The 12,834-nt window shown below is 71.8% G+C and carries 11 protein-coding genes and 1 pseudogene; 9 read left to right on the forward strand and 3 right to left on the reverse strand.

Annotated elements, in window-relative coordinates; all coding sequences use genetic code 11:
• The first annotated feature begins 178 nt into the window (after positions 1-178).
• Positions 179-826, forward strand: coding sequence for a phosphoribosylglycinamide formyltransferase (gene purN, locus ABZT06_RS19325; RefSeq protein ID WP_355741774.1), 648 nt, complete (start codon positions 179-181; stop codon positions 824-826).
• Entirely contained in the window at positions 823-2,397 is a 1,575-nt protein-coding gene (gene purH, locus ABZT06_RS19330) for a bifunctional phosphoribosylaminoimidazolecarboxamide formyltransferase/IMP cyclohydrolase (protein ID WP_355741777.1), read from the forward strand. The genes purN and purH overlap by 4 nt, the downstream gene beginning before the upstream one ends.
• A gap of 28 nt (positions 2,398-2,425) precedes the next feature.
• Here the strand turns inward: purH and ABZT06_RS19335 are convergent, their stop codons facing one another.
• Positions 2,426-4,090 carry a protein kinase gene (locus tag ABZT06_RS19335; protein WP_355741780.1) on the reverse strand — a complete coding sequence of 555 codons (1,665 nt, stop codon included), beginning with the start codon at positions 4,088-4,090 and terminating at the stop codon, positions 2,426-2,428.
• Between the two features lie 199 nt (positions 4,091-4,289).
• Positions 4,290-4,943 carry an RDD family protein gene (locus ABZT06_RS19340; protein WP_355741783.1) on the reverse strand — a complete coding sequence of 218 codons (654 nt, stop codon included), beginning with the start codon at positions 4,941-4,943 and terminating at the stop codon, positions 4,290-4,292.
• A gap of 239 nt (positions 4,944-5,182) precedes the next feature.
• On the opposite strand from ABZT06_RS19340, the gene ABZT06_RS19345 reads away from it, so the two are divergent.
• From ABZT06_RS19345 to ABZT06_RS19375, 7 genes and pseudogenes are all read left to right on the forward strand, one after another.
• Positions 5,183-6,037, forward strand: a complete 855-nt coding sequence (locus ABZT06_RS19345; RefSeq protein ID WP_020118645.1) for a bifunctional methylenetetrahydrofolate dehydrogenase/methenyltetrahydrofolate cyclohydrolase — start codon at positions 5,183-5,185, stop codon at positions 6,035-6,037.
• Positions 6,027-6,755, forward strand: coding sequence for a DUF3017 domain-containing protein (locus ABZT06_RS19350; protein WP_355741787.1), 729 nt, complete (start codon positions 6,027-6,029; stop codon positions 6,753-6,755). Before ABZT06_RS19345 ends, ABZT06_RS19350 begins: the two co-directional genes overlap by 11 nt.
• 247 nt (positions 6,756-7,002) lie before the next feature.
• Positions 7,003-7,476, forward strand: coding sequence for a helix-turn-helix transcriptional regulator (locus ABZT06_RS19355; RefSeq protein ID WP_355741790.1), 474 nt, complete (start codon positions 7,003-7,005; stop codon positions 7,474-7,476).
• Between the two features lie 235 nt (positions 7,477-7,711).
• Complete coding sequence (locus tag ABZT06_RS19360) at positions 7,712-8,887, forward strand: DUF2690 domain-containing protein (protein WP_355741793.1); 1,176 nt, start codon at positions 7,712-7,714, stop codon at positions 8,885-8,887.
• Positions 8,888-9,212: 325 nt separating this feature from the next.
• A complete protein-coding gene (locus ABZT06_RS19365; protein WP_355741796.1) occupies positions 9,213-10,202 on the forward strand; it encodes a malate dehydrogenase in 990 nt (329 codons plus the stop codon).
• 127 nt (positions 10,203-10,329) lie between these two features.
• Positions 10,330-11,199, forward strand: a complete 870-nt coding sequence (locus tag ABZT06_RS19370; protein ID WP_355741799.1) for a hypothetical protein — start codon at positions 10,330-10,332, stop codon at positions 11,197-11,199.
• Between the two features lie 194 nt (positions 11,200-11,393).
• Positions 11,394-11,849, forward strand: a pseudogene (locus ABZT06_RS19375) (LysR substrate-binding domain-containing protein); the annotation flags it as partial.
• Here ABZT06_RS19375 and ABZT06_RS19380 read toward each other — a convergent pair.
• Entirely contained in the window at positions 11,810-12,706 is an 897-nt protein-coding gene (locus ABZT06_RS19380; protein WP_355741802.1) for a bifunctional helix-turn-helix transcriptional regulator/GNAT family N-acetyltransferase, read from the reverse strand. The pseudogene ABZT06_RS19375 and the gene ABZT06_RS19380 sit on opposite strands and share 40 nt — an antisense overlap.
• Positions 12,707-12,834: the final 128 nt, after the last annotated feature.

Here is a 12,834-nt window from a genome sequence, read left to right on the forward strand (position 1 = left end):
CGTTCCCGGACCGGTCCCTCCCAGACGCTACCTTCCGGCCACGCCCCCGTCCCGTGGGGGCCTTCCGATGTGCCGGTATCGTTGCTGACGTTCGGCCGCTTCGTAGACTTCCCCGTATCCCGGGGCTCGAAGCATTCGTACGACCGTACAAACGCTCCCCCGAGAAAGGGCCCCCGCCGTGGCCGCCAAGCCCGTGGCCGAGCAGGCCAGGCCGGTTCAGCGCCTGGTCGTGCTGGTCTCCGGATCCGGTACGAACCTCCAGGCGCTGCTGGACGCCATCGCGGCGACCGGCGCCCAGGCCTACGGTGCCGAGATCGTGGCCGTAGGGGCCGACCGGGAGAACATCGAGGGGCTGGCGCGGGCCGAGCGGGCCGGGATTCCCACCTTCGTCAGCAAGGTCAAGGACTTCGGGACGCGCGAGGAGTGGGACGCCGCGCTCGCCGAGGCCGTCTCCGCGTACGAACCCGACCTCGTGGTGTCCGCCGGGTTCATGAAGATCGTGGGGAAGGAGTTCCTCGCGCGCTTCGGCGGGCGGTTCGTGAACACCCACCCCGCGCTGCTGCCCAGTTTTCCGGGGGCCCACGGAGTGCGCGACGCGCTCGCGTACGGAGCCAGGGTCACCGGCTGCACCGTCCACTTCGTCGACGACGGCGTCGACACCGGTCCGATCATCGCCCAGGGCGTGGTGGAGATCCGGGACGAGGACGACGAGAGCGCTCTGCACGAGCGCATCAAGGAAGTCGAGCGAAGACTGCTCGTCGAGGTCGTGGGGCGGCTCGCCCGCAACGGCTATCGCATTGAGGGACGAAAGGTAGTTATCCAGTGACCGCCGAGAGCATCGAGAACGGCAAGCGGGCCATCCGTCGCGCGCTCGTCAGCGTCTACGACAAGACCGGGCTCGAAGAGCTGGCCCGCGGGCTGCACGAAGCCGGCGTCGAACTCGTCTCCACCGGGTCCACCGCGGGCCGTATCGCCGCCGCCGGCGTCCCGGTCACCAAGGTCGAGGAGCTCACCGGCTTCCCCGAGTGCCTGGACGGCCGCGTCAAGACCCTGCACCCGCGCGTGCACGCCGGCATCCTCGCCGACCTGCGCCTCGACAGCCACCGCGAGCAGCTCGCCGAGCTCGGTGTCGAGCCGTTCGACCTCGTCGTCGTCAACCTGTACCCGTTCCGCGAGACCGTCGCGTCCGGTGCCTCCCCCGACGAGTGCGTCGAGCAGATCGACATCGGCGGCCCGTCCATGGTGCGCGCCGCCGCCAAGAACCACCCGTCGGTCGCCGTCGTCACCAGCCCCGAGCGGTACGCCGACGTCCTGACCGCGGTGAAGGACGGCGGGTTCGACCTCACTTCCCGCAAGCGGCTCGCCGCCGAGGCCTTCCGGCACACCGCCGAGTACGACATCGCGGTGTCGAGCTGGTTCGCCAGCGCCTACGCCCCCGCGGACGACTCCCCCTTCCCCGAGTTCATCGCCGCGGCCCTGGAGCGCAAGAGCACCCTGCGCTACGGCGAGAACCCGCACCAGCCCGCCGCGCTCTACGTCGACGGCACGGGCGTCGGTCTCGCCGAGGCCGAGCAGCTGCACGGCAAGGAGATGTCGTACAACAACTACACGGACACGGACGCCGCCCGCCGTGCCGCGTACGACCACACCGAGCCGGCCGTCGCGATCATCAAGCACGCCAACCCCTGCGGTATCGCGGTCGGTTCGGACGTCGCCGAGGCGCACCGCAAGGCACACGCGTGTGACCCGCTGTCGGCCTTCGGCGGGGTCATCGCGGTGAACCGTCCGGTCTCCAAGGAGATGGCCGAGCAGGTCGCCGAGATCTTCACCGAGGTCATCGTCGCGCCGGACTACGAGGACGGCGCCCTCGAAGCCCTCGCCAGGAAGAAGAACATCCGCGTCCTGAAGGCCCCGGCCGCGCCCGCGCACCCCGCCGAGGTCAAGCCCATCGACGGCGGCGCGCTCCTCCAGGTCACCGACCGCCTCCAGGCCGAGGGCGACGACCCGGCGAACTGGACCCTGGCGACCGGTGAGGCCCTGAGCGCGGACGAGCTGGGCGAGCTGGCCTTCGCGTGGCGGGCCTGCCGGGCCGTCAAGTCCAACGCCATCCTCCTCGCCAAGGACGGTGCCTCGGTCGGCGTCGGCATGGGGCAGGTCAACCGGGTCGACTCCGCGAAGCTCGCCGTCGAGCGGGCCGGTGCCGAGCGCGCGCAGGGCTCGTACGCCGCCTCGGACGCCTTCTTCCCGTTCCCGGACGGCCTGGAGGTCCTCCTGGAGGCCGGTGTGAAGGCGGTCGTCCAGCCGGGCGGCTCGGTCCGTGACGAACTCGTCGTCGAGGCCGCCAAGAAGGCCGGCGTCACGATGTACTTCACCGGGACGCGGCACTTCTTCCACTGACGGAACCGGAACACCGACCTGGGCGGCGCTACGTGGAACTGCGGAGCGCCGCCCACGTGTTGGGTCCCACCTGGCCGTCCACCTCCAGCCCCTTGGCGCTCTGGAACTGCTTGACCGCCGACTGGGTGTCCTTGCCGAACTCGCCGTCCACGCCCGAACCGCCCACGCTGTAGCCGCGCTTGGTGAGCATGCACTGCACCTGGACGACCCGCTGGCCCTTGTCGCCGTATTCGGTCTGTTCGGTGCCCGAGTAGTAGGTGCAGCCGGAGATCCAGGCCGGGGTGGCCGGGGGCGCGGCCGTCTTCGTCACGGTGGCGGTGGGGGTGGGGGCTTCGGTGCTGCCGCCGCCCTGAGCGGCTGTCGCGGACGGCGTGCTGTCCGGTGCGCTGCTGCTCTCCTCGGGGGCGGCCGTCTGCACCTCCCTCTTGTCCGTCTTCTTCTCGTCGGCCTTCTTCTCGCCGGCGTCCTTGCCGGAGGGCGAGGCGGAGGCGCCGGCCTTCGCAGCGGTCGGTGTGGCGGAGGCGGTCACGCTGCTCGCGCCCGTCGGGGCGGCGGCCGGGGAGCCGGCGTCCGGGCGGGTGAGGAGGAAGGCGCCGACGGCCACGGCCCCGACGGCGATGCCCGCGACGGCGGCCAGCAGGGCCCTGCGCCGCTTGCCGGTCCCGGTGGCCGGGGCCGAGACCGGTGAGAGCACCGGCTCCAGGGGCGTGCGGAAGTGGGGCGACTGCCGGACGGACCCGCCTTCCAGCACCGCGCACCCCTGCTGCCGGTCGCGGAGCCGGGCGGCCAGCGGGCCGTGCCAGTCGGTCGCGCGCCCGTGCCCGGCGGCCGTGGCCGCGTCGATCAGCTGCCGTGGGGTGGGGCGCCCGGCGGGGTCCTTGGCCAGGCAGGCGGACAGCAGCGCGGCCAACGCGGAATCCCTTTGCGCGAGTTCGGCCATGACCTCGGTGTCGGGTGCCTCGAAGGCGACCCGGTGCATGACGTCCACGCCGGTCCCGTCGCCGAACGGGGCGTGCCCCGTGGCGGCGTAGACGATGGTGCAGCCGAGGGAGAAGACGTCGGAGGCGGCGTCGCAGCGGCCCTCGCGCAGATACTCGGGCGCCATGTACGCGGCCGTGCCGACCCGGTGGCCGGTCGTGGTGATCGCGCTGCTGTCGGCCGCGCGGGAGATGCCGAAGTCGATGACGTGCGTGCCCCGGGGGGACAGGATGACGTTGGACGGCTTGAGGTCCCGGTGCACGACCCCGGCGGCGGCCAGCGCCGACAGGGCCTCGCCGAGCTCCGCCACCAGCCGCCACACCCCGGCCGGCTCCAACAGCCCGCACTCGCGGACGGCCTCGGCGAGGCTGAGGCCGGGCAGGTACTCGGTGGCCATCCACAGCAGCGCGTCGTCGAACCCGGTACCGAGGAGGTGCGGCGCGCGCGGGGTGCGGACCCGCCCGTGCACGGCGGCCTCCCGCTCGAACCGCCGCCGGAAGTCCGGCCCTTCGGCGTACTCGGGCCGGATCACCTTCACGGCGGCGAGCCCCGGGCCGTCGTCGGCGCGCCGGGCCAGGTAGACGCGGCCCATGCCGCCGCTGCCCAGCAGCCCGAGCGGGGCGTAGGGCCCGATGCGCCCGGGGTCGGCGGGCAGCAGCGGGACCGCGCCCGCCTGCCGCAGCGCGGTGTCACCGGCCGCCGGTATGTCTGTCACGGTCCCCCCGACCTGCCTCTTCGTTGCTCAACGTGCTCTCGCGTCACGCCAGTTGACTGAGGAGAGGCTAGCGCCCCGCTGCCGGGAGTGCCGGGATACGGGGGGAACCCGGCGGGCGCGCAGCCGGCGGACCAACGCCTCGGGGCCGTGTCACGACGTGACACGGCCCCGAGGAAAGCACGGCGACAGGCAGATGCGCTCAGTTGGTGCGGATGACGATGGTCGAGCAGACCTTGTCGGCGAAGGTCTGACGCTTGGCGTCCCAGGCCGGCCACAGCCAGCCGAGGTAGCACGCGAGGCTGTCCAGGAAGTGCGCGAGACGGCGGACGAAGGCCATGCCGACGCCGATGGGCTGCCCGTCGATCTCCCGCACCAGGCGGATGCCGAGCGCCTTCTTGCCGAGCGTCTGGCCGTTCTTGCCCTCGATGATCAGCTGGTAGATCGCGAGGCCGAGGAGCGCGAGGCCGCCGATCAGCGACAGGAACGTCATCTTGGCGCTGCCGCCGACGATGACGAGGATGTACGGGACCGCGAAGACGAGCCCGTCGACCAGGGTGCCGAGGAAGCGCTGGCCCCAGTTCGCGTACGGCGGCTGCGCGCCGTAGCCCGGCTGCTGCGGGTAGCCGTAGGCGGCGGCCGGGACCTGCGGCGCCTGCGGGTAGCCGTAGCCCGGCTGCTGGGGGTAGCCCTGCTGCTGCGGCACGCCCTGGGGGGCCTGCTGCGGGTAGCCGTAACCGGGCTGCTGCTGCGGCGGCTGCTGGGGGTAGCCGTAACCGGGCTGCTGCGGCGGCTGCTGCGGGTTCTGAGGGTTCTGCGGCTTTTCGTACGGGTTGTTGGGCGAGCCGAAACTCATGGTGATCCTCCGTCGGCCAAGCTGGGGACAATGCGGACTGCGCGGAGGAACGTCATGTCTGAGCGGTCTGCCCCCCGTACATCAACCGCGATACTGCGCCAGACATCGTTCTAGGCAGGTGTGTTGTTGTCCAGACCCATTCGGTATGTGTTGTGCAAGTGCAACCTCGTCGATCTTGGACGGGCCGATGGGGGAACCCGGATTGGAACCGGGGCCGGGTCATCCGGGAGGATGGGGTCATGACCGCCCAGATTCTCGATGGCAAGGCCACCGCAGCCGCGATCAAGTCCGATCTGACCGCCCGCGTGGCGGCGCTGAAGGAGAAGGGCGTCACGCCCGGCCTCGGCACGATCCTCGTCGGGAGCGACCCCGGCAGCCAGAAGTACGTCGCAGGCAAGCACCGGGACTGCGCGCAGGTCGGTATCGCCTCCATCCAGCGTGAACTGCCCGAGACGGCCACGCAGGAGGAGATCGAGGCGGTCGTCCGCGAGCTGAACGACGACCCCGCGTGCACCGGTTACATCGTCCAGCTGCCGCTGCCCAAGGGCATCGACGAGAACCGCATCCTGGAACTCATGGACCCGGACAAGGACGCGGACGGCCTGCACCCGATGAACCTCGGGCGCCTGGTCCTCAACGAGCCCGCGCCGCTGCCCTGCACCCCCAACGGTGTCCTGACCCTGCTGCGTCGCTACGGCGTCGAGATCAAGGGCGCCGAGGTCGTGGTCGTCGGCCGCGGTGTGACCATCGGCCGTCCGATGCCGCTGCTGCTGACCCGGCGCAGCGAGAACGCGACGGTGACCCAGTGCCACACCGGCACCCGTGACCTGTCCTCGCACCTCAAGCGCGCGGACATCATCGTCGCCGCCGCCGGTTCCGCCCACCTGATCCGCCCCGAGGACGTGAAGCCGGGCGCCGCCGTCCTCGACGTGGGTGTGTCCCGCAACGCCGAGGGGAAGATCGTGGGCGACGTCCACCCCGGCGTCGCCGAGGTCGCCGGCTTCATCTCGCCGAACCCGGGCGGCGTCGGCCCGATGACCCGCGCCCAGCTGCTCGTCAACGTGGTCGAGGCGGCGGAGCGCAGTGTCGGCTGAGGCGCGCGGCCCCGAGAAGCGGGGAGCGACCACGACGGGGGCCACCGCGGCGCGGGGCTCTCAGGAGGCGGACGGGTCGCAGGAGACCGACGGGTCGCAGGCGGCGGGCGCGGACGCGAGTCCGCACGAGGCGCGAGGGCGCCGGGAGCCGGGTGCCGGAGCCGCCGAGGCGGGTCAGGTCCGTGAGGGCGTTGCCGTGGGCGAGGCGGTTCGGGAGTCCGGTGGTGTCGATGCCGGGTCGGACGAGGGGCCGGATCCCGAGGACCAGGCCGAGATCGTCGTACGGGACGCGATCAGCGCGCCCGACGTAGACGGACGGCCGCGGCGGGCGACACGGCGGTTCCCGCTGTTCACCAGGGACACCGCGCCGCCCGAGGGCGGCGGCCGCGCCGCACCGCGGGACGCTCCGGCGCCCGCCCGGCAGTGGCCGGTGCTCGCCGTGCTGGCCGTGGTGGGGCTCGGGCTGCTGCTGACCGCCCTCGACCGGTTCCGCGTCGGCACGCTGCTCATCGGTGTCGCCCTGCTCGCCGGTGCCGTGCTGCGCTGGCTGCTGCCGGACGTCGGCATGCTCGCCGTCCGCTCCCGCTTCACCGACATCGCCACCTACGGCGTGCTCGGCACCGTCATCGTCCTGCTGGCGATGATGGTGCAGCCGCATCCGTGGCTGGTGATCCCCTTCCTCAAGGACACCCTGCACTTCACGGTCAGCAGCAGCTGACCCGCGGCAGGCCGGCGGTCCGCCCCCACCCCCGATGAGGGACGGGCCGCCGTCGCCACCCAGCCTCCCGTGCCGTGAACGGCCTGTTCAACCGCTGTCAGTTCGCTGTGGCACAGCGGTGACCGTTCCGGCACGGTGTGCGCGACCTGCCACAGCGAACCCCGGACCAGGAACCGATCAGCCCTCTGACGTCGTCATTTGCCTGGAACAGGTCTGGATGCAGGTGAGGACGCCGTGGAGGTGGGCGATGAGTGGCTGGCAGGCGCTGCCTGACGATCTGCCGCCGGAGGTGCGGCACTTCGTGGAGCAGCTCAGGCAGCTCAAGGACCGTACGGGGCTCAGCCTCGTCGCGCTCGGCGCCCGCACCGCGTACAGCAAGTCCTCCTGGCACCGCTATCTCAACGCCACCCAGCCCCCGCCCCGCCAGGCCGTCGCCGCCCTGTGCCGGATCGCGGACCTCGACACCACCGACGCCGAACGTTTCGGCGTGCGCTGGGAACTGGCCGTCCAGGCCTGGCCCCGTCCGGCTGCGCCCACGCGGGCCGCCGAGGGCGGGAAGGGCGCGGACGGCGAACGGTACGAGGACGATCCCACGCTGCCGTGGTGGGAGGAGCCCCCCAAGGAGCGCGCGAGCGGCATGAACCGGCTCCTGCTGGCCGCCGCGCTGCTGCTCGTCCTCGTCCTGCTGCTCGGGGTGGCCGGTGCCGTTGCGTCTGGGTGATCCGAAGACTTCCGTGGCGGCCGTTATTTCCGGTGTGTTCCACCTGTGACGATGTATCGACAAGTTTGCGTATTTGATATGGGACTGTTCGACAGCACGGCTAACGTGTCGAACTTGCCGATGCTCCCGTGCGCCCCCACCCGGGGAGCTGAGATCCTTACGGCACGGGGAAGAGCGGGGAACAGCCAGCACCGACCGGGGGGAAAGAGGGGGAGCAATGCCTCGTTGGAGGGCCTTGCCGGATGAACTGGATCCGCAGGTCAGGGAGTTCGCGAGCCAGCTGCGGCGGCTCGTGGACCGCAGCGGCCTGAGCATCGCGGCCGTCGCCGACCGCACGGGTTACAGCAAGACGTCCTGGGACCGGTATCTGAACGGCCGGCTGCTCGCGCCGAAGGGCGCGATCGTGGCCCTGGCCGAGGTCACCGGCACCAATCCGATTCACCTGACGACGATGTGGGAGCTCGCCGAACGCGCCTGGAGCCGTTCGGAGATGCGCCACGACATGACCATGGAGGCCATCCGCATCTCCCAGGCGCGGGCCGCGCTCGGCGAGTTCGGGGCACCGCCCGCGAACGCCAAGGGCGCCAAGACGGCCCGTAAGAGCGGCAGCGCGACGGCGACGCCGGGAGTGGCGGGACCGGCGGGGGTCGCGCCCACGGTGCCGCCGCAGCCGACGGCGGCGGAAGCGGACAAGGTCTCCTCGGGCGGTAACTCCTGGGGCGTGGCCGGGTTCCAGGGGCCGTCACAGGGTTCTTCGGGACGTACGGCCGCGGCGGCACCCGTCTCCGCCGGCAGTACGGGGTGGGCGCCGGGGACGCCCGGGCCGTACGACGAGCCGCAGGACGCGCGTCCCGGCGACGGGGCCGCCGACGGCTCCCGTGGTTCAGGGAGCTCCAGTGACTCCGGCGGTTCCCGCGGAGGGAAGCGGCGGCTGACGATGTTCCTCGCCGGGATCGTCGGGGTGCTGGTGGTGGTCGCCGCCGTGTTCTACCTGACCGACCCGGGCGGGGACAAGAAGAACCAGACCGAGAAGTCGCCCTCGCCGTCCGCCAGCGCGACCGTCTCGCTGCCCGCCGGGGTGAAGTGCAGTGGTCAGGGGTGCACCGGGAAGGACGCCGAGGCCATGGGATGCAGCGGCGATCTGGTGACGACCGCCAAGACCGCGACGGTGGGGGCGACCGTGGTCGAGGTGCGCTACAGCGAGACCTGCGGGGCGGCCTGGGGGCGGGTCACCCAGGCCGGGCAGGGGGACAAGGTCGAGGTGAGCGCGGGCAAGGTGGCCGAACAGAGCGGGAGCATCACCGAGGCCGGGGACACGATCGCCTACACGCCGATGGTCGCCGTGAAGGACGCGGGGGAGGCGAAGGCCTGTGTGACGCTGGCTTCCGGGCAGCAGGGGTGCACCGGCTGAGGAGGTGCCGGGGGCCCCGCGCTCGTGAGGAGTAAATCCTCTCGGAGCGCGCATGGGATCTGGAATCGGGGGCACGCGAACCGTTACCCCCACGGGAGTCCGGAAACGGTACCCCCATACGGCGGCCGCCTCCGTCCCCCCTCTCCCGGACGGGCGGCCGCCTTTTCTGTCGGGGCAGCGGTTTGTGGGCTGGGCCACACGGGGGCGGACGTCCGGGATCCCGGATGCGCGATAGCCTGACCGCTGGAGATCTCTTGACGCCGAGAGATCGATCAAACGTCCGGGGCAGGGACGCCCCACCGCCAGCTGTCATACGGAGAACGCCATGACCCGCACTCCCGTGAACGTCACCGTCACCGGCGCGGCCGGCCAGATCGGTTACGCCCTGCTCTTCCGCATCGCCTCCGGCCAGCTGCTCGGCGCGGACGTGCCGGTCAAGCTCCGCCTCCTGGAGATCACCCCCGCGCTCAAGGCCGCCGAGGGCACCGCCATGGAGCTCGACGACTGCGCCTTCCCGCTCCTCCAGGGCATCGACATCACGGACGACCCGAACGTGGCCTTCGACGGCACAAACGTCGGTCTGCTCGTCGGCGCCCGCCCCCGCACCAAGGGCATGGAGCGCGGTGACCTCCTGGAGGCCAACGGCGGCATCTTCAAGCCACAGGGCAAGGCCATCAACGACAACGCCGCGGACGACATCAAGGTCCTCGTCGTCGGCAACCCGGCCAACACCAACGCGCTGATCGCCCAGGCCGCCGCCCCGGACGTACCGGCCGAGCGCTTCACCGCGATGACCCGCCTCGACCACAACCGCGCGCTGACCCAGCTCGCGAAGAAGACGGGCTCCACGGTCGCCGACATCAAGCGTCTGACCATCTGGGGCAACCACTCCGCCACCCAGTACCCGGACATCTTCCACGCCACGGTCGCCGGCAAGAACGCCGCCGAGACCGTGAACGACGAGAAGTGGCTGGCCGAGGACTTCATCCCGACCGTCGCCAAGCGTGGCGCCGCGATCATCGAGGCCCGGGGCGCGTCCTCCGCCGCCTCGGCCGCCAACGCCGCCATCGACCACGTGTACACGTGGGTCAACGGCACCGCGGACGGCGACTGGGCCTCCATGGGCATCCCGTCGGACGGCTCCTACGGCGTCCCGGAGGGCCTGATCTCCTCCTTCCCCGTCACCACCAAGGACGGCGTGTACGAGATCGTCCAGGGCCTGGAGATCAACGAGTTCTCCCGCGCCCGTATCGACGCCTCCGTGAAGGAGCTGGAGGAGGAGCGCGAGGCGGTCCGCGCGCTCGGCCTCATCTGAGGTTTCTCCACAGCTGTGTCACGAGCCTGCACGGGCCCTGTTCCGGTTTCCTCCGGAACAGGGCCCGTGGCCGATTTCCGCCGTACGGTCGAAGCCTTACCCGGTGGGGTGATTCGGGGGGTTCGCGATGAACGGCTGGAACGGCTACAGCTCCGGTTCCGGGGCGGGACACGAGCCGAGCGAGGAGAGAGGCCGGTCGGCCTGGAGCTCGGGGGAGACGGGGGCCGCTCCGCCGTGGGCCTCCGCACAGACGCAGACCTCGTTCGCGCCGCCCTGGGCGACGGACAGGACGCCGGCCTCGCCCGTCCCGCCCTGGACCCAGGTGACGCCGGCTTCGGCGGATCCCGGGCACGCCCCCCATCGGGTCGGGCGGGTGCTCGCCGCCCTTGCGGTGGCCGTCCTGGTTGGCGTCTCGGTCGGGGCCGGTGTCTGGTGGTTCCTCCGGGACACCTCCCTCGGGTCCGGTACCCGCACGGGCGCCGGTCCGGCCCCGAGCCTCACGGCCCCCTCGTCCCCGTCCTCGTCGCCCTCCCCTTCCACCGCCTCCGGATACCGCCGTCTCCAGGACCCCGTCGGCTACACCGTCGACGTCCCCCGGGGCTGGACCCGCAACGAGAAGCAGGGCCGGTCCGCTCCGGTCGTCGTCTACGACGCCCCCGCCGACGGCCGCCGGCTCCAGGTCTTCCGGATCACGGAGGACACCCCGGCCCAGTCCCTCGACCTGGCCGAGAACGACCCCGGCTACGGCTTCGCGCGCCAGCCCGGATACCAGGTCCTCGACCGGGCCTCCGGCACCACCTGGGCCGAGCTCGCCTATCGCTACGACGACACGGACCTCGGTGCCCGCCAGGTCGTCGACCACCGCTTCCAGGCCGCCGACGGGACGCTCTACGCGATCCGCGCCACCGGCCCCGCCTCCCTCACGCCCGCCCTGGTACGCGAACCGCTCACCAGGGCACTGAGCTCCTTCTGCCCGGCGGACACGGAGTGCCGTTGAGCGGATTCACCACAGAGGGCAGGCGGCAGCAGTAGGGAACGGCGTCGCCGCACGGGGCGGTGGGGACGCACACCTCGACCGCACCGGACAACTCGTGGCCCCGCAACGCGCGTACGGACGAGAGGCGGGGCCGGGGCAGGCCTCGGGGCCGGCGAGGGTGTCGCCCTCGACGCGCACGCGGAGCATCAGCAATGCTCCACGAGGACCGCTTGGTGGGGGTCGTGCGGGCCGGACACCCTTTGCTGGACGGGGAGTTGACGGCCGAGCGGTTCGCGACGGAGGCCGGTCACCTGATCGTGTCCCGGCGGGGCAGGCTGCACGGGCCGGTTGACGAGGCGCTCACCGAACTGGGCCTCGAGCGCCGGGTGGTGGCGACCGTCGGGACCTTTCCCTCGTCCCTGTTCGTCCTGCGGGACACCGATCTGGTCAGCCTGATCAACTCCTGGGCCCTGCCGCTCGCGGCCGCGCTCGACCTGGTCACCTTCGACGTGCCGCTGCGGCTGCCGCCGCTGAGGCTGGGTCTGGCCTGGCATCCACGGCACGACGCCGACCCGGCGCACGCGTGGCTGCGGCGGACCGTGCGGGAACTGCTCGCGCAGTGGTCGGGCGGTCAGCTCGCCGGGCCGGACAGCCGCTTCTCGAACCAGTGATCGCCGTAGACGTGATCGGTGTAGGGCGGGATCTCGGTGTAGCCACTGGCCCGGTACATCGTCTGCGCCTCGGTGAGCGAGGCGTGGGTGTCGAGCCGTAGGACGGTGAAGCCGCGGGCGGCGGCCTCCGTCTCCAGGGCCGACAGGATTCGGCGGGCCAGGCCCAGGCGGCGGGCGTCCGGGTGCACCCACACATGGCGCAGCTCGCCGACCCGCGGCTCCAGCCGTCGCAGCGCGCCGCAGCCCACGGGGCGGCCCTCCTCGTAGGCCACGAAGAACGCGCCCGCGTCCCCGGAGACCTCCTCGGGGCGCACCAGGTCGGACCTGTCGAAGCCCTCCGGGAAGCGGGCGTCGATGTCGGCGGCGTAGGCGTCGAGGCAGGCGCGGGCGTCGGGGGCGGCGCCGTCGACCGGGGCGACGGTGATGCCGGCCAGGCGCAGCAGGCGCTGGGCGGTGCTCATCGCCTCGGTGAGCCGGTCGCGCTGGGCCGGGGTGAGTCCGTCGAGCAGGCCGGCGGCGAGGGCGTCGGCCCGGCGGTTCTGCTCCTTGAGCTCGGTCCGTCCGGCGCGGGTCAGCTCGACCCTGCGCAGCCGGCTGTCGCCGGGGTGGACGCTGATCCGGACCAGGCCCTGCGCCTGGAGGGTCTTCGCCAACCGGCTCAGATATCCGGCGTCCAGCCCGAGCCGGGTCCTGAGCTCACGCAGCGAGACCCCCTCGTCGATCTCGAACAGCAGCCGCGCCTCGCCGAGCGGGCGGTCCTGGCCGAGGTAGTGGTCGTCCAGGGCGCCGATGCGGCGGGTGAAGTAGCGGTTGAACCGGCGGAACTCCGCCACGTGCCGTGTCGAGACCGGGTCCATAATATTTGACTGTAGTCAAAGAACTGCCGTGGCGTCCACCGAGATGCGATTCCGGTTTCCTGTTCCCACCCGCCCCTCTATGCTGATGGTTTGTCAACAACTGACTTGAGCAAGGTCTTTGCACGCAT

The organism is Streptomyces sp. NPDC005483 (assembly GCF_040606035.1).
GTDB lineage: Bacteria > Actinomycetota > Actinomycetes > Streptomycetales > Streptomycetaceae > Streptomyces.